The sequence below is a fragment of the Paraglaciecola aquimarina genome (genome assembly GCF_032464635.1).
Taxonomy (GTDB): domain Bacteria; phylum Pseudomonadota; class Gammaproteobacteria; order Enterobacterales; family Alteromonadaceae; genus Paraglaciecola; species Paraglaciecola aquimarina.
In genome coordinates this window covers 4,273,870-4,291,129 of the sequence record NZ_JAWDIO010000002.1, presented here as the reverse complement: position 1 = coordinate 4,291,129, position 17,260 = coordinate 4,273,870, and the positions used below count along the sequence as shown (strand labels likewise).

Below are 17,260 nucleotides of genomic sequence, written 5' to 3'. Positions count from 1 at the left end.
ATTTATAGCTCGTTTAAAGGGAATGCTCCAGCGGCATTGGCTTTGCAATTCAGGGTTGTAGCGAAGTATATGGCTTTAAGATATGCAAGGTATTCGCTGTTGTTGCAAAATGAAATAGGGACTTTTGTTATGTTTACTTGGCGTGGTTTAACCATTCTTGAGCTGTTATTTACCATTTCTATTACGCTCATACTGTTAGGTATAGGTGCTCCAGCTTTTCATTCGGTTCAGCGAAATATTCAACTAAAAAGCGTGGTTGAAAACCTGTATTACTCCCTACAAAAGTCACGCGCTGTGGCAATTTCTCGACAAGTTCCCGTTACCACTTCCTTTACAAAAGGCAAGGCGTGGTGCGTTGGTACCAGCGACTTGGGGATATGTGATTGCAATATTGTTGATAGCTGCACAGTCAATGGTGTAGAGCAAAGGTTATATGCTGGTGACTATTCATTTATTACTTTAACCGACATTAGATTTGGCAAGGACAACATCGCCGTATTTGATGGTGTGCGGGGACTGGCGGTTGGGCACGCCGGTTCGGTAATTTTCTCTGATGGTGTTCGTCAACTAAAACTCATTTTAAGTAATATGGGAAGAGTGAGGATTTGCGCAATAGATAAGGACATTGGAGGCTACAAAGCATGTTAGATCAACGAAATGCAGGCGGTGCAAGTTTAGTTGAATTATTGATTTCAATGGCTCTTGGCTTTGCCTCGTTGACCGCCATGTCTTCGTTAGTTGGGCATGGAATGGCACTGAATAATAGTTTGATGGAAAAGTCTCGTTTAGATGAAGAGTTACATGCTGTCATGGCCATTATAGAGCAAGATATTTCACGACTTGGCTTTGTGGCTGCTGCCGAAGAAATGGTCACTACGCCTGAGGTTTTTGTTCATCCTTTTAGTGATAGTTTGCGGCTTTCTGAATATGGGCTGGAAGATAAGAATAGCTGTATTACGTTTGCTTACGACCGCGATAAAGATGGTGCTCTCGAAAAGACCGGAGTGAATGAAAAGTTTGGTTTTCGTTTGCGAGATAAAGCCGTTGAATTACGAGTAGATGGACATCAATGTGCCGATGGTTATTGGCAGGATCTAACGGATACGAAAGTTGTGCAGATTACTCAACTTCTATTTAGGATTGAAAAGCTACAACACTTGCAAGTTGCGCAAGTAAGAATTGAAATGGTACTGCAAGCAAAGCTGGTTAAATTTCCAGAGCATTCAAGGCACATCAGTACACAATTTGTGGTCAACAATTATGATTAGTGGTTGGCACAGTCCGCCGGCTCCCTTTTCTGTCCATGGAGGTGTACAGCGGGGAGCCGTGGTGTTAATGACGGTGATTTTGTTGTTGCTAATCGTTACTCTTACCACCTTATACACAGGGCGAAATCAGTCTTTTGAGCATCAAATAATGCTCAATAATCAAAACTATAGAATGGCCCAAATCGCGGCTGACAATGGGTTACAAAAACAAATTGCGGCTTTGCTTGTTACTAAAGGCAATGGGTTACAAGCAGTAACTAGCTTGCAGTCTGAGAAAAACAGCTACGAGGCTAACGCAGCCAGTAAGCTAATGAATACCTCTTACGGCGAGCGGTTATTTATCACACTAGACTCTGTGGGCAAGTCTGCTGATGAATTGGCAACTGTAACGCTGACAGAACATATTCTTGTATACCCGGTTTTGCAGAATATTCCGGTCGCGCCTTTAATGGTAAAAGGAGGAATGGGATCGCTAGGAAGTTTGGAGATCGTAACCAATGTAAACGGACTAGGTGTAGGAGGGGCCTTGTCTATTTGGTCGGACAAAGCAGTGTTGTTACCTAAAGTTGGCAGTATGACATGTAAGCCTGTCGATTATCACAATGCTGAGTGCGATGTAAAATTCATTTCAAATGATCAGTATAAAGGGGCGGATATTTTGGATAACGCTGGCAGCTTTCCTGATAACTTATTTGGTTATTTATTTAACACGCCAGTTAGTGGGATAGAGCAATTTAAAGCGCAAGCCAATTTTCAGTATGAAGATTGTGAATTACTCAACAGTCACAGTGTAGGCCTTATTTGGGTCCAAGGAGATTGTGTTATTGATACCGCAGGCCAAGTGGGGACAAGCGCAGTACCTGTTGTTTTAGTGGTAGAAGACGGCAATGTAGTCTTTGCCGATAATGTCAGGTTTTACGGGCTGTTACTGTCATATCAGACAATGAACGCCACCCAAGAGCATTTTATTGATATGAATATTGGCTCGGCAATAAATGGAGCGCTGCTATCAAATCATAAGTTAGGGCAGCTAGATAGCATGCTGAGAATTGTATACGACCAAACAATTTTAACGCGACTTACTGGCCAAACGACATTGCAACGCTTAGCTAAAGTGCCTAAGGTAGTTGGCGAGATTTTTGAATGTACTCTAATAAGAGTGAAGGGTTTACCTTAGTTGAAGTTTTGGTCGCGTCAGCGGTTATTATGCTAGGGGTGACGGGTTATGTCTCTTTGCAATCTGAATATGTGATTGCTGATAGAAACTTGAACCTAAGGAATCTCGCCTCTCAGTTAGCGACCGATAAAATACAAGACTTACGCTTTTTTGAGTGCTTAATGACAACCCAAGGCATGTACAGCTTTAATGATATTAGCAGTAATACAGGCGGTAAAATCGCGCCGGGAAGAAAGAATGTCGTACTGTCTCTGAGTGAAGGTGACACTCACGAATTTGACGTTTATTGGCAGGTGATCGATTTGTATTATGTCGATAGTGACCTTGATAACATAGCCGATACTTGGGTCAGTTCTGGCAATGTGTTAATGCCAACTGATTTACCTTTATATGCAGATATGAAAACAGTGACAGTGAATCTTTCATGGAAAAATGCAGAAAACCAATCTCAAACTCTCAGTGTGTTAGGGCATATCGCTCCCGTTCAACAAAGTAATACATTTCAGGTTTTACATCGAGCTACAAGTATCAACTCAGTGCCGTGAGTTTAGCTGTGTGGCTAATCATTTGGGGGATAAAACTACGGTAACCCTAACCTAAGTTCTGGATAAGAACTATCGTTTAAGCTAAGTAATATCAATATAATTCAATGGTTTAATATATTTTTGGCTAAATAACCTCAGCTAAATGTTACTCAGTAACGAAATTTTTCGTGTACGGCAAGGCGGATTGTTGTACCTAATAACGTGTGTTGCTAGACAATCCAACGCCGCTAGACACAAAAAGAGCGTTATCGAGAGCTTCGGATTATCTAGGGTTCAGGTTAGCTATACCCATTCCAGTAAATTCTTGCTAAGTGCACGTTTATTTATTGGAGTTAGTATTATAAAACGTTAAAAAATACAGTGTTTGGTAAAATCGGTTGCTTCAGAAGCCGTCCAATCACCCTTTGGCTTTTCTTTCATATCGGCACACCACTCAGGGCTACCTACTTCTGGTGCACAACCCATAACAACGAAACTTACCAATAGTAATGCGATCACTTTCTTCATTATATTTCCCTTTTGTTGAATTTTGTGGGGTTATATCCTTACATTCCGATATCAAGCTGTAAAGTGAAAATTTGTAACCGACAGCGGTATTAAGTGAATAATTTATCGAGTTAAACTTAAACAATATTAATAGATCTCAGGATGTTAGCGAATGAAGACAGTGCAAGAGTGGCACAATGTTGAATCAACAGGCTCTTTGTGTGCTTTAGTTAATTGTTGGTGGAATGCTGCGCCGAAAAGAATCGAGTCACCAATGCAAGCATTATTACATGCCTTTTACAGCATTTCTAGCTTACCTGACAATGAGCGAGAAGCTTGGCAGGCATTTTTTGAATACTTTGTTTTTCAGCCAGATGAGCCCGCTTTATCTCACTTAACAGACGAAGAAAAAGGATTATTTCAAACATCTCTACAGCATTGTCAACAGCTTAGATAGATCATGCTATCGACAATGGGGCTTATCCAGGATTCAGTTTTATTACTAAGGGCGCTACGAGCTTCAGTCTACTTGGTACTTACTATTGGTTCGAATATAAATAGTGGCTGCAGTATCCCCTTGGTTTGCAAAGCTGTGAGTAAACTTACCCGTTGATTCTAGGTAGCTGCCCGGACTGAGATTTTGTGATTTTTGTTGCTCTTTTGAATGGTATTCAAGGGTGCCGGCAATCACGACTGCACGAAATTCCTTGGCATCAGTGGTAATTTTGCCAGCAAAGCCAGCGGGGAGTTTAAGCATTGAACCATTCATTTTAGCTGTACTTCCCCACACATAAGTCGTCTGTACGCCATCAACATTAATATCGTTTAAGTCGCTGTCGTTTAACCAAACAATATTGTCTCGATGCAGGTTTAAAGGGCGTTCGCCATTATCAAATTTTTCTGTTGAAGGTTTCACTAGGTATGGGCCAGAGTCAATCTCAAGGTAGATTAAGTTAGTGGCAGTATTAGCCGCCGTAGTGTGATCTTCGCCTGCCGGTTGGGTCCAAAATGAGCCTGTCGGCATCCACATTTTTTCCGCATTGGGGTCGTCATTATGCATTTGCCCTTCAATCACAATACCGCGATAAGTGATGTTGTGAATATGTGGGGGAGACTCAAAGCCTTGTTTGAAACGTACTAACATACCCGTGGCGGTATCTGTAGTGCGATCGCCCCAAAGATCTGCTGCTCCTGGGCTTTTGTCACCGCGCAGTGGGTTTAGATAGCCCCATTTAATATCACTAGCAGCCACAACTTTGGACGCTGTATCTGCAGCAAAAGTCGGTGAGGATAGTAGAGCAGTTGCTAGGGCTAAAGTGAGGGCCTTTAAAAATCGTTTCATTTGGAAATCTCCGTTAGTTGCATATGTAGCTATCCTATGGCGTATAATTCATTCGATAAATGGGCAAATCTTTAATACACTTTCGCGAAAACGTGGATAATAGATTTACACTCCCCACTACTGAGCTGGTTCGAACCTAAGAGGCCTAAATGAAAATCGCGGATTTACAAGTACTACTCAAGGTTGCTGAGCTTTTGTCCATTACCGCAGCTGCTAATAAATTAGATATGAGTTCATCAGCAGCTAGTGTATCCCTTAAGCGAATCGAACAAGAATTGGGCGCTCAGTTATTTGTGCGTACAACCAGACAATTGCGCCTTACGCCAGAAGGTGAGCGCTATTTGCCACTTTGTCAGCAGGCATTAGATTTGCTACAACAAGGCTAAGGTGTTAATTAACGAAGAACAGCGGTCTATCAGTGGTGAAGTGCGTATTGCCGTTTCTTCAGAAATGGGCCGTAATCTGATGCGGGTATTGCTGAATAATATTATGGATAAGTACAGCGCGGTTTCATTGCGCTTGCATGCCAGTGATAGTCGTGCCGATTTTTATCGGGATGGGGTAGATGTGGCATTAAGAGCCATCACCAAAGATGCTGCCAAAGAGCTTAATTTATACGGTTTTAAAATTTGCAATATTCCCCATGTGCTATGTGCTGCGCCCAATTACATCGCTGAGCACGGTCAGCCACGAACCCCAGACGACCTGCCTCAACACAATGCATTACTGTATAAGCTTTATGAAGTGGTGCACGATGGATGGGAGCTGTATCACCAAGAGCAAAAATACAAAATTAAAATGAACAGTAACCGAGCAGTCAATGATGGTGACATAGTTAGGCGTTGGTGTATTGATGGCGTGGGTATCGCTAAAAAATCTGCCATAGACGTGGGCCAAGATTTACTTTCGGGAAAACTGCAAAGGTTGATGCCAGATTATAAAATTCCGTTAACCGAAATGTGGTTAGTGCTGCCCAGCCGCCAGCTAATTTCCCCAGCCATTCGGCTGATACGTGACGAGCTTAAACAGCATATCAATGAACTAAGGAAACAATTAATTACCAATAACTTGTTGGCAATAGAAGAATGGCCAGACGCTGAGCATTAATACTAATCCCTATTGGTATAAAGAATAGTTTGCCATCAAGTAAACAAAAAGACGGCACATGGGCCGTCTTTTGTTGGTAGGTTGGCCTAATTGGTTATTTCAGCGCATTTTTATATTTACGAGGGTACAACTCCTGATTTATTTCTCGAGCGGCTTCAACCATTTCTTTATAGGGTACATCGGCATTGGAGACAAAGCCCACATTGTAGTTTTCACCATCGTAAGCACGGCCAGTGACTGGCGAGTCGGTGTATTGAAACCAGTGAGCGCCCACCATGTAAGGATTATCTATTACCTTGCGCATATAAGCTTGGTAACCTCTGGCGCGATCTTGTTGATCGGAAGAGTGAATTAATCCTGGATGATATAGCCCTGTGTCCATAGCCCCGAAGTGGTACTCACCAATTATGCTGGGCATATCAATTTCAGGCAGAATATTCCAAGTGGATCCATGCATACCTTCTCGATAATAGTTGTAACTCATCACATCTACGTATTTCTTGGCAGCACGCACGCCTTCTGGGTTAATGCTCCAAGCAGCCATTCGTACACCCATGTATAAATGATTTGGCATCACTTCTCTAAGGGCACTATTTACCACTTTAAAATACTGACTGGTATAGGTTTCGAGGATCATCGACATATCTTCGATCATGGCATCGTTGATGTTTTCTACATCAAATTTTTTGGCAAATGACTGCCATGAAGGAATGTTTGTTTGCCAAGCTTTATTCAGCTCGGTTATATCTTGGTATTTATCCTGTAACAACTGGGTAAATACCGCTTTTGCTGGGCTTTGAGACGCATCCATTTTAAAATTTTGAATGGGAATGCGGTAGTGACTTTTTATATTCGCTGGATTACCCCAGCTTTTTTCATTATCAATAAATACGCCAATGCACCAAGGGTTGTTTTTCACTTCTTCGGCTATCACCTGCGTGGTCACTTTGGCTCGACGCGCAAATTCTGGATCGTAAGGATCTGGCATCGGCGACCAGCCATGACCGTCGGCTGTGACGGTTTTAAAGTCACCTATAATCCAGCCATTGGCGAAATAAGGAAATTGATCTTTTTGATAAAAATCTGGATCAACCCAATTTCCGAAGGAGGTCATGCCCCAACTGCGCATACGCTTTATGGTGACGTCTTGCCAATCATCAATAAAAGACTCGGGGTAGCGTTCACCATAGCGTCTTTCTAAGTTGGCTTGATAAAAGCTAAAAGTTTCGCCGTGGGGCAATGGTCCTTTGTGGGTAGTCCTGCGATATGAGTAGTGATTGGCTAGTGCATCATCATACTCTGGCAACCAGTTAAACATATTGTGTCTTAGCTCGGATGACACATAACGGGTTTTTTGGGCCTCGCTAGAGACAGGGCGTATTCCTAAAGAATCCTCTGGAGTTACGTCTTCAGGATCAATGTAGCGCACTGAGTCGTCTTTAAAATCAACGCCCGTCAAAGTGGTAGTATTTGCGATACGAATATTCGCTATACCAGATGAGAAAAAGAGATAACCTTCAGGATCCACTAATGACCATACACCATTTACTTTTTCTGTTCTAAAAAAGCCTGTCGCTTTAAGCTTAGGGCCGTTTTTCCACCCACCAAATTTGGAACGATCCGTTAACACTGGGTTGGCCGCCAAATCGGCTAGTTCATCTTTGGCCAGCTGTTTTAGGTGACTATCAGATTTTACTTTATCTGCATAATTTGACTTGGCGGGTTGGCCAAAAGCGTCCACTAAGCCAACTAAATAATTAGGGTCAATTGCTGGATTTGTCCTTGCTCTGACATTGTCTAAGGTAATTTCTTTGTCTTGAATATTAGATGAAATATAAAAACTGATTTGGCTAATTGCTTTGGTATCTAATAATCTGTTGCCATTCATGTAGGGCATTCTATGCTCAGCTGATTGCCAAGCTGGTGGATCGGCTCGTAAGCCACTATCTACAGAAATTTGTTGGCCACTTAAATCAGCATAATAGGTTGCACTGCTGTTCGCTGGGATGGAAATACTTCTGGTTTGATTTTGTTGTTTGCTATTTACCCGCAAGTATAAATGCACCGATACGTCGCTACTGTTGGTCACATCAAACGCTAAGTTCATATCACCTAGTTCTGAAAAATTCCACGGCTGCTCTGGTTGCAAAAATAAAGTCGAGTATTCATGACTAGAGTCGAACGCTAAGTGAATAGCTTGCTTGCCACTCGTCACGCCAGTGTCTTTGGTTAGGGTGGCATTAATAAATTCTTGGCGGACTAAACTAGGTAATTTAGCCTCTTCAAAATCAGCTAACACTATTTGCTTGGAGCCTTGCTGCGGGGGCGTCTCTGATGGGCTGTTGGCGACAGGAGTTGAGGTATTGCACGCGCCCAATCCTGTGGTAGATAGTATTAGTAAGAAAGCGTGAGATCGTTTTAGCATGTAGAAGCACCATTAATAATTGTTAACAATAATTAATGCTAGTTTATTTGTATATGAAAATCACCATTTAAATGGAAATAAGTGAAAGTGAATGATGCAGCAAAACTCCTATTTTGTTAGCGCTGTGATTAGCCAACGCTTACGGATTACACGAGCAGTATCCCAGCTTCCTCCAGTATACTCTTGTATTCTGATAAGTTTTGTTGCTGGGTGGAGGTGAGTTTTTCCGACTCGAGTAAAAGTATGCACTCCTTAATTTGCTTGTCTTCGTCTTCATTAAGCATTATATCTTCTGTGAGTTTGACTAGCACCTTAAGTAAGCTAAGGGCAATATTGGTATTATTCGGAGCGAGTTGTGCGGCCTGAGATAACAAATTATAGGAAGGCTTGTAACGTCGATTCTTATAATGAATTGAGGCCATTTCACCTAATTCTTTAGGTGTATAACGAACATCTTGCCGTGCTTTGGTTTCTTGCTCTAAATACTCAGCCAACACTTTTCCTGTAAATGAATCGTGCTTGAAGTTACTTTTCAATTGATTGAGTAGGTCCATTGAACTTTCCCATAACCCTACTTCATGAAAGGCTTTTATCTTATCTAGGGTGTCTTCAAACGACGCTTCTATTTTTACTTTTACCCTGTTTCGCATAATCGATTCAGCGTCTTTCTTGTTATTTCGCAAATTTAAGATGCGGGCCTGTATAACACCCAATTGCTCTTTGAGCTCGGCGGCAGTGCTATATTCGTGATGAAGTCTTGCAAGGGTCTTTTCTGTGGACAGCAATACTTTTGCTGATTCACTTTCTGATAATGTGGTCGCCAAGTCGATTGAAGCGCGTACGATATTCATGGTCAGCGCAGGTGAGTCGTGAATCGAGTTTTTAGCATATTTCGCCATATTCTTGGTCGCCAGAAACTGGCCTTTTCTGTCATGATTGAGGCGTGCTAAATTCCAAGATTTCTTATTTCTTTCAATGCTTCTAGGAGCAAGTAATGTTGCTTGTTGAATAATATCGTAGCCTTGTTGAAACTCTTCTTTATCAATGTGGTAATCTGCCAATAAATCATAGGTTGCGAATCTTGTATCGTCCCTTGCCAATAAAACCTTTGTCAATCTGAGGGCTTCTTGCACTCTATCTAGTTTAAGTAACGTTGCTGCTAGCCCTACTTGTACCCATGCATAGTCGTAGACTTCGGCTAATTTATAATAAAAATTATAAGCATCTTGATATTCAGCTAGCTTATATAAACTACGGCCAATTAATCTATTGATATGTGGATGGTAATGGCTAAGTGTAGAATCAAGGAGTTGTCGCTCTGCATAGTAAATAGTGGTTGGATATTCATTGTGATCAAAACAATATTTCAGAGCATAGAGTTTTTTCTCTATGAGCATAACTTGCTGTAGACGTTTACATACTCTTGATTTGTCTAAAGGCTTAACCCAAAAATCTGTTGGTTCCATTTCAACTACACAATTAACCAACCCTGCACTGGTATCTGCACTTAGAAAAATGACGCAGGTGGTTTTAGTTATGTAGTTTTTAAACTTCATCTCTTCAAACAGGTTGAATCCATCTTTGTCACTTTGCACATCAAAAGCAATCAGAACCATGTCAAATTGGCTGTCTTCGCAGAGTTTTAGTGCAATATATGCATCATGTGCACTTTGTACATCTTTTATGCCGATATCTAATAGCGCGCCTTTAATGACGGTATGCACTAAGGGCTGACTATCGATGATAAGTACTTTCAACTCAGATGTAGGCTTTTGCTGGGGGATTTCTATCAACTTATTTCCTTGTATTTAAAACCAACAATTTATATTCCAATTGCTAATCTAATATTGTCCTACCGAATTGTCTATACCCAAAGTACTTCAAAAGGCGCTGTTTGTAACTAGGTGTTTTGGCAGCTAATGAGGGGGATTTTCATGTGTATCCTATGAAGGTGACATATTGTAGCCTAAGTCAGGCTAAGGAACGCATTCATAACAGCCAACATTTTGTGGTGGTTTCGGTATAGGTCTGTTAATGGAATCCTATTTTGGTGTATACTGCGCGACCTTAATTTTTATCAATATTTACGCTTTTTAGAGGTCGTTTTTCATGCGCACAGACTATTGTGGCAACATCAATTCTTCTTATGTAGGACAAACTGTCACCTTGTGTGGTTGGGTAAACCGTAGCCGCGATTTAGGCGGTGTGATATTTCTTGATTTGCGTGACCGCGAAGGCGTAGTGCAGGTGGTTTTCGATCCTGATTTAGCCGGTGTATTTGACGTAGCCAATAGTTTACGTAATGAATTTTGTGTGCAATTAACAGGGTTAGTCCGTGCCCGCCCCGAAGGACAAATTAATCAAGATATGTCCACGGGTGAAATTGAAATACTTGGCAAGTCTCTAACGATTTTGAATAAAGCAGCACCTTTGCCACTAGATTGGAATCAAGAAAACTCTGAAGAGCAACGTTTAAAGTATCGCTATTTAGATTTGCGACGCCCGTTGATGAGTGATCGTCTTAAGTTTAGAGCGAAAGTAACCAGCAATGTGCGAAGCTATCTGGAAGGAGATGGCTTTTTAGATATTGAAACGCCCATTTTGACCAAGGCTACGCCTGAAGGAGCCCGTGATTATTTGGTTCCTAGTCGTACACACAAAGGTCAATTTTTTGCATTGCCTCAATCGCCCCAGTTGTTTAAGCAATTGTTAATGATGTCGGGTATGGACAAGTACTATCAAATCGTAAAATGCTTCCGAGATGAAGACTTACGTGCTGATCGTCAACCTGAGTTTACTCAAATTGATATCGAAACCACGTTTTTAGATGCCCAAGGCGTCATGTCAATTACTGAAGGTTTGATCCGAGATTTATTCCAAAAAATGCTGAATGTTGATTTGGGTGAGTTTCCAAGTATGACTTATGCCGACGCTATGCGTCGATTTGGTAGCGACAAACCTGATTTACGTAACCCGTTAGAATTAACGGATGTGGCTGATCTACTTAAAGAGGTAGAATTCAAAGTATTTTCAGGTCCGGCAAATGATGCGAAAGGCCGTGTAGCCGTTATTCGAGTGCCGGGTGGGGCTAAACTGTCTCGTAAGCAAATTGATGACTACGGTAAGTTTGTCGGAATTTATGGTGCTAAAGGTTTAGCTTGGATGAAGATCAACGATCTTGATGCTGGCATGGCAGGTTTGCAGTCGCCAATCCTTAAATTCTTAAGCGAAGATGTAGCAAAAGCTATTGTTGAGCGTGCTGGAGCACAATCTGGTGATATCCTGTTATTTGGTGCCGACAGTAACACTGTTGTTACCGAGGCGTTGGGTGCACTGAGGTTGAAACTGGGTGAAGACTTAGAGCTGTTAGAAGGTGAGTGGAAACCACTATGGGTTGTTGATTTCCCTATGTTTGAAGAAGTAGACGGGCAGTTTCATGCATTGCATCATCCGTTCACTGCGCCGCGTGATATGACGCCAGAAGAGCTAGCGGCAGATCCTGCCGGTGCATTGTCTAATGCTTATGACATGGTTTTGAATGGCTGTGAGTTAGGTGGTGGTTCGGTTCGTATTCATAACCAAGAGATGCAAGCTTGCGTGTTTAAGTTACTTGGGATTAGTGATGAAGAAGCCGAAATGAAGTTTGGTTTCTTACTTGAAGCGCTGAAATTTGGTGCGCCACCACATGCAGGATTAGCCTTCGGTTTAGATCGCATGGTAATGTTGATGACAGGGGCGACTTCAATTCGTGACGTAATGGCCTTCCCTAAAACGACCACTGCTGCATGTCCGTTAACTAATGCCCCAGGTGAGGCTAATCCAGAGCAGCTTAAAGAGTTGTCTGTCCGTACGGTAATAGAAAAGAAAGAAAAAGAATCAGAAGATAAAGCTGTTTAAGTACTCCTTCGATGACAGCTCGCTACCGCATCCCAAAATCTGCCCTTACGGTTGTCTACAACCAAACGGGGCAGGTGTTGGTGATGCAACGTAATGACGACCCTGAATTTTGGCAATCAGTGACCGGAACTCTTGAACCTGACGAAAAACCGAGGGATACGGCTATGCGTGAAGTGTTTGAAGAAACTGGCATTGATATCGCTAAACGTGGTTATCGATTACAAGATTGCCAACAAGTTAATACTTACGAAATTCGTGATATGTGGAAACATCGCTATCCGCCTAATACCCCTTTCAATACTGAATATGTATTTGCCGTTGAAGTTGCCGATAATGAAGTGGTGACGCTCACCGAGCATTCAGCTTACGTTTGGTTAGATAAAACTGCCGCTATGCAAAAGGTGTGGTCTGAGACAAATCGTCAAGCTATTGAGTTGTACGTTCCCGATGCTATGTAATTGGTTATTTATGTGTAGTGGTATTTGGCCGATGGGTAGCAACCTGTTACTCGTCGTGCCAACTTGGTTGGTTGACTAAGTGGCGATTATATTAGGGATCGATCCTGGTTCCCGGATCACAGGTTATGGCGTAATTAGAAAAGTAGGCAGCCATTCTGAATACTTAGGCAGCGGTTGTATTCGCGTGCAAGGCACGGAATTGGCTGGCAGGCTGAAACAAATTTTTGATGGTGTAAGTGAAATTATTCATCAATTTCAACCTACTGAATTTGCAATTGAGCAAGTCTTTATGGCAAAAAACCCCGATTCAGCTTTGAAGTTAGGACAAGCCCGAGGCGCGGCAATTGTTGCAGCGACGACTTTTGATTTGCCGGTGGCAGAATATTCAGCTAGGCAAATTAAGCAATCCGTTGTCGGCAAGGGGAGCGCCGACAAATCTCAAGTGCAACATATGGTCACCTATTTACTAAAACTCGGTGCCACTCCTCAGGCGGATGCGGCAGATGCCTTAGCTGTGGCTTTATGCCATAACCATACTCAGCAAAGTTTAATTAAAATGTCAGGTCAAGCTTCCAAAACCGTTCGTGGTCGACTGCGATAATTAACGCTATAACCTATCAACATAAGTCAAAGGTACAAATATGATTGGCAACATTCGCGGTATTTTATTAGAAAAACAACCTCCCGAAATATTAATTGAGGCGGGAGGTGTAGGTTATGAAGTGCAAGTGCCGATGACTAGCTTTTATGAATTACCCGACATCGGCCAAGAAGCAAATTTGTGTATTCATTTTGTGGTTCGTGAAGATGCTCAGTTACTCTTTGGTTTTGCAAATAAAAAAGAAAGAGCTGTATTTCGCGAATTAATTAAAGCGAGTGGTGTCGGCCCTAAGTTGGCATTGACCATCTTGTCTGGCATGAACGCAGCGCAATTTATGCAATGTGTCAGCATGGAAGACGTAACCGGATTAACCAAGTTACCGGGCGTGGGTAAAAAGACCGCTGAGCGTTTAGTCATTGAAATGCGTGATAGATTAAGCAAGTTAGCGAAAGATCAGGGCTATGCAGACACCGTCCACCTTACGCCAGACTTGCCGGTAGAAAATACTTTTGTCCAACGTACAGATGCCAAAGAAGAAGCATTGAGTGCATTATTAGCCTTGGGGTATAAACCACCGCAAGCAAGTAAAGTCATCAACTCTGTATACAAAGAAGGTGTCAGCAGTGAAGAGCTGATCCGTGAGGCATTGCGAGCAATGGCATAATTTCTGACGATCCAGAATAGAAAACCTGTTACTGTATAAAAAAACACTACCTACTGATTGATTGAACCACAAAAATGATAGAAGCAGACCGATTAATACAACCCACAGCTAGTAAAGAAGACGACGTAATTGACCGCGCTATTCGGCCAAAAATGTTGGCAGACTATACCGGGCAAGCACATGTCTGCTCGCAGATGGAAATATTTATTGAAGCTGCTAGAAAACGCAATGATGCTTTAGATCATTTGTTAATTTTTGGTCCTCCATGGGTTAGGAAAAACCACGCTAGCTAATATTGTAGCAAATGAAATGGGGGTGAACATTAAAACGACCTCCGGTCCAGTGCTGGAGAAGGCAGGGGATTTGGCGGCGCTATTGACTAATCTAGAAGAAAACGACGTATTGTTTATTGATGAGATACACCGCCTAAGTCCAGTTGTAGAAGAAATTCTATATCCGGCGATGGAAGATTATCAGCTTGATATCATGATCGGCGAAGGACCAGCTGCACGCTCGATAAAATTGGAGCTTCCACCTTTTACTTTAATTGGCGCGACGACAAGAGCGGGCTCTTTGACCTCTCCGTTACGTGATCGTTTTGGTATAGTGCAACGTCTTGAGTTTTATAACGTGAAAGACTTAACTCAAATTGTTAAGCGGTCGGCAAGTTACCTAGATTTACCTATGCATGAAGAAGGCGCGATTGAAATAGCACGTCGCTCTCGTGGTACGCCAAGAATTAGCAATAGGTTACTGCGCAGAGTACGAGATTTTTGCAGAAGTGAAAGCTGATGGACGCATTGATGTCAATGTGGCGAGACAAGCGTTGGATATGCTAGATGTAGACAAGGAAGGCTTTGATTATATGGATCGTAAATTATTACTCGCGATAATTGAAAAGTTCATGGGGGGACCTGTTGGTTTAGACAATTTAGCTGCTGCTATAGGTGAAGAGCGAGATACTATCGAGGATGTAATCGAACCCTTTTTGATTCAACAAGGATTTTTACAACGCACACCCAGAGGACGTATAGCTTCACAAAGAGCATTCTTGCACTTTGGCTTAGATTATTCCGATTCAAGCAGTTCATAGTGGCTAGTGGTCACTTATTAATGGTGGTATTGAAAAAATTAACACCGCAGATAAAAAAAAGCCCATATCAATGATATGGGCTAAGTCAACTAATTGTTGAAGGGAATAAATCCAGGGATGTACAATTGAAACAAACTAATACAATTTTTACCGATTGTCGGTAAAGGTTGTACTACTTCGAAAACGCAGTAATTTTAACCAAGCTAAAAAATTGCACAATTGAATTTAATTGAAGTTTAGCATTAGTAAAACTAATGCATTTATTCGATTGCCTCACTTCACATGTTCTTATTAACCAAATTTAAGCATAAGTGCTTGTTCTTTGGTTTATTTATTTTTCGCTGCAAAAATGAACGATTATATTTTTTAACAATTAAATAACGCAAACACCTGCTGTAAGTTGTTGATTAAAAGAGGCTTGCTTTTTTCTTGCTACTCTTATGGTTAAATTTTTTATGTAAAAACTTGATATTTTTGTCTTTACATAAAATTTACTTAAAAATTAAGGTGCTAATTCAATTGGGTTTGGTAGCATATAGTTTAATCACCTCAATTTGACGTTCTTGATGAGATAGGCAGTTTGAGAGTACTCGGCAAGTAAATATCCAAATACAGCTAGCGCTAGTTGGCCGGCTATGTTCGAGAATTATTATAAATGAAGCAACACATTCACAATATTCGTGTGTATTACGAAGACACTGATGCGGGTGGAATTGTTTATTACGCAAATTATTTAAAGTTTTTTGAAAGGGCGAGAACCGAGTGGTTGAGGAGCTTTGGAACAGAACAAGATATTTTATTGGAACATTCTGTAGGGTTTGTCGTCAAACGAGTGGAAATGGATAATCATGCGCCAGCCCGTTTTAATCAACTATTGAGAATTGAATCTGAAATAGTAGAATTAAAGCGAGCTAGCTTAGTATTTAAACAGATAGTAATAGGTCCAAATGAGCAACGTTTGGTCAGTGCATTAATCAGAGTCGCTTGTGTCAATATGTCAAATATGAAACCACAAGCAATTCCAAAAATGATTTTAGGGGAATTTACACGTGTCATCTGAGTTATCTTTTGTTGATCTGGTTCTAGAAGCCAGCTTTCTTGTTCAGCTTGTTATGCTAATTTTATTAGCTGCATCTATTACCTCTTGGGCATTTATTCTAGAGCGTAGCCGTGTGCTTAGTTCGGCTAATTCAGAGATGAAGAAATTCGAAGATAAATTTTGGTCAGGAGTCGATTTGAATCGCTTTTACCAAGAGCTTGCCGCTAGGCAATCGGTACAAGGCATGGCCAGTATTTTTGCCGCTGGTTTTAAAGAATTTGTGCGACTACGAAAAAGCTCATCAACACCGGTTGAGGCCTTAGTAGATGGCACCTCACGAGCGATGCGAGTGTCTTTATCTAGAGAAATAGATAGTCTGGAAAATCGCTTACCATTTTTGGCAACTACTGGGTCCATTAGCCCCTATATTGGTTTGTTTGGTACTGTGTGGGGAATTATGAATTCTTTCGTGGCTCTAGGGGGGCAGCAACAAGCTACCTTAGCGATGGTGGCGCCGGGTATTGCTGAAGCACTAATTGCCACAGCTATGGGCTTATTTGCAGCGATACCAGCGGTTATTGCATACAACCGTTTTAGTCATCAAGTGGAAAAACTAGAAAATAGTTATGGCAATTTCATGGAAGAGTTTTCAAGTATTCTGCATAGACAAGCTTTAGCGGCGAATGTGGATAGCGTTAATCCTGCACAGAAAGCTGGATAAGTCATGAGCCATTACGTAAGAAAACGCCGCCGCCCGGTATCTGAAATTAATGTGGTGCCTTATATCGATGTCATGCTGGTGTTACTGATTATTTTTATGGTAACCGCTCCACTTATTACCCAAGGCGTAAAGGTGGATTTGCCTAAGGCAGAGGCTCAACCTTTAGATGAAGAATCAAAACCACCTTTAGTCGCTTCGGTTGATGCTGATGGCCAGTACTATTTGAATGTTGGAGACACTCAAGATGAAGCCATGTCAGCCGTCGATTTGGCCGTTTTGGTGGCGGAGCATCTTAAAAAGGAGCCTGAAACACCCGTGGTTGTCAGAGGTGATGGGGCCGTGCCCTACAGTGAAGTTGTTGAACTTATGGTGTTATTGCAAAGAGCCGGTGCGCCGTCTGTTGGTTTAATGACCACTCCTCCTGAAAGTTAGGCAAA

The 17,260-nt window shown here is 41.7% G+C and carries 16 protein-coding genes and 2 pseudogenes; 14 read left to right on the top strand and 4 right to left on the bottom strand.

Features of this window, described 5'->3' with window-relative positions; translation table 11 throughout:
• Nucleotides 1-99: 99 nt before the first annotated feature.
• The 4 genes from RS130_RS21250 (at nt 100) to RS130_RS21235 (ending at nt 2,990) form a co-directional block, all read left to right on the top strand.
• The gene (locus tag RS130_RS21250; protein ID WP_316027589.1) at nt 100-648 is read left to right on the top strand and encodes a GspH/FimT family pseudopilin; all 549 of its coding nucleotides are present in this window, start codon (nt 100-102) and stop codon (nt 646-648) included.
• Nucleotides 642-1,268, top strand: coding sequence for a prepilin peptidase dependent protein B (locus RS130_RS21245; protein WP_316027588.1), 627 nt, complete (start codon nt 642-644; stop codon nt 1,266-1,268). Before RS130_RS21250 ends, RS130_RS21245 begins: the two co-directional genes overlap by 7 nt.
• 67 nt (nt 1,269-1,335) lie before the next feature.
• Nucleotides 1,336-2,445: a hypothetical protein gene (locus RS130_RS21240; protein ID WP_316027587.1), complete on the top strand. Its 1,110-nt coding sequence runs from the start codon at nt 1,336-1,338 to the stop codon at nt 2,443-2,445.
• Complete coding sequence (locus RS130_RS21235; RefSeq protein WP_316027586.1) at nt 2,412-2,990, top strand: type IV pilus modification PilV family protein; 579 nt, start codon at nt 2,412-2,414, stop codon at nt 2,988-2,990. Before RS130_RS21240 ends, RS130_RS21235 begins: the two co-directional genes overlap by 34 nt.
• A 348-nt stretch (nt 2,991-3,338) precedes the next feature.
• Here RS130_RS21235 and RS130_RS21230 read toward each other — a convergent pair whose 3' ends face one another.
• Nucleotides 3,339-3,497, bottom strand: a complete 159-nt coding sequence (locus RS130_RS21230; RefSeq protein ID WP_316027585.1) for a DUF3012 domain-containing protein — start codon at nt 3,495-3,497, stop codon at nt 3,339-3,341.
• Between the two features lie 151 nt (nt 3,498-3,648).
• Between RS130_RS21230 and RS130_RS21225 the strand changes: the two genes are divergently transcribed.
• A complete protein-coding gene (locus RS130_RS21225) occupies nt 3,649-3,933 on the top strand; it encodes a hypothetical protein (RefSeq protein WP_316027584.1) in 285 nt (94 codons plus the stop codon).
• A gap of 63 nt (nt 3,934-3,996) precedes the next feature.
• Here the strand turns inward: RS130_RS21225 and RS130_RS21220 are convergent, their stop codons facing one another.
• Nucleotides 3,997-4,818: a DUF4437 domain-containing protein gene (locus tag RS130_RS21220; protein ID WP_316027583.1), complete on the bottom strand. Its 822-nt coding sequence runs from the start codon at nt 4,816-4,818 to the stop codon at nt 3,997-3,999.
• A 149-nt stretch (nt 4,819-4,967) separates the two neighbouring features.
• Between RS130_RS21220 and RS130_RS21215 the strand changes: the two are divergent.
• Nucleotides 4,968-5,925: pseudogene (locus RS130_RS21215) on the top strand (LysR family transcriptional regulator).
• Nucleotides 5,926-6,019: 94 nt separating this feature from the next.
• On the opposite strand, the gene RS130_RS21210 reads toward RS130_RS21215, so the two are convergent.
• Nucleotides 6,020-8,350, bottom strand: coding sequence for a beta-galactosidase (locus tag RS130_RS21210; protein ID WP_316027582.1), 2,331 nt, complete (start codon nt 8,348-8,350; stop codon nt 6,020-6,022).
• Between the two features lie 146 nt (nt 8,351-8,496).
• The gene (locus tag RS130_RS21205; protein ID WP_316027581.1) at nt 8,497-10,143 is read right to left on the bottom strand and encodes a response regulator; all 1,647 of its coding nucleotides are present in this window, start codon (nt 10,141-10,143) and stop codon (nt 8,497-8,499) included.
• A 316-nt stretch (nt 10,144-10,459) separates the two neighbouring features.
• On the opposite strand from RS130_RS21205, the gene aspS reads away from it, so the two are divergent.
• The 8 genes and pseudogenes from aspS (at nt 10,460) to tolR (ending at nt 17,255) form a co-directional block, all read left to right on the top strand.
• A complete protein-coding gene (gene aspS / locus RS130_RS21200; protein WP_316027580.1) occupies nt 10,460-12,247 on the top strand; it encodes an aspartate--tRNA ligase in 1,788 nt (595 codons plus the stop codon).
• Between the two features lie 11 nt (nt 12,248-12,258).
• The gene (gene nudB, locus RS130_RS21195) at nt 12,259-12,705 is read left to right on the top strand and encodes a dihydroneopterin triphosphate diphosphatase (RefSeq protein ID WP_316027579.1); all 447 of its coding nucleotides are present in this window, start codon (nt 12,259-12,261) and stop codon (nt 12,703-12,705) included.
• 79 nt (nt 12,706-12,784) lie between these two features.
• Nucleotides 12,785-13,306 (top strand): crossover junction endodeoxyribonuclease RuvC, encoded by a 522-nt coding sequence (ruvC, locus tag RS130_RS21190; RefSeq protein ID WP_316027578.1) that lies wholly within the window; start codon nt 12,785-12,787, stop codon nt 13,304-13,306.
• Nucleotides 13,307-13,346: 40 nt separating this feature from the next.
• Nucleotides 13,347-13,970 (top strand): Holliday junction branch migration protein RuvA, encoded by a 624-nt coding sequence (ruvA, locus tag RS130_RS21185; RefSeq protein ID WP_316027577.1) that lies wholly within the window; start codon nt 13,347-13,349, stop codon nt 13,968-13,970.
• Nucleotides 13,971-14,044: 74 nt separating this feature from the next.
• Nucleotides 14,045-15,063 (top strand): annotated as a pseudogene (gene ruvB, locus RS130_RS21180) (Holliday junction branch migration DNA helicase RuvB).
• 655 nt (nt 15,064-15,718) lie between these two features.
• Nucleotides 15,719-16,123 carry a tol-pal system-associated acyl-CoA thioesterase gene (gene ybgC, locus RS130_RS21175; protein ID WP_316027576.1) on the top strand — a complete coding sequence of 135 codons (405 nt, stop codon included), beginning with the start codon at nt 15,719-15,721 and terminating at the stop codon, nt 16,121-16,123.
• Nucleotides 16,113-16,823 (top strand): protein TolQ, encoded by a 711-nt coding sequence (gene tolQ, locus RS130_RS21170; protein ID WP_316027575.1) that lies wholly within the window; start codon nt 16,113-16,115, stop codon nt 16,821-16,823. The genes ybgC and tolQ overlap by 11 nt, the downstream gene beginning before the upstream one ends.
• Nucleotides 16,824-16,826: 3 nt before the next feature.
• A complete protein-coding gene (gene tolR / locus RS130_RS21165; RefSeq protein ID WP_316027574.1) occupies nt 16,827-17,255 on the top strand; it encodes a protein TolR in 429 nt (142 codons plus the stop codon).
• Nucleotides 17,256-17,260: the final 5 nt, after the last annotated feature.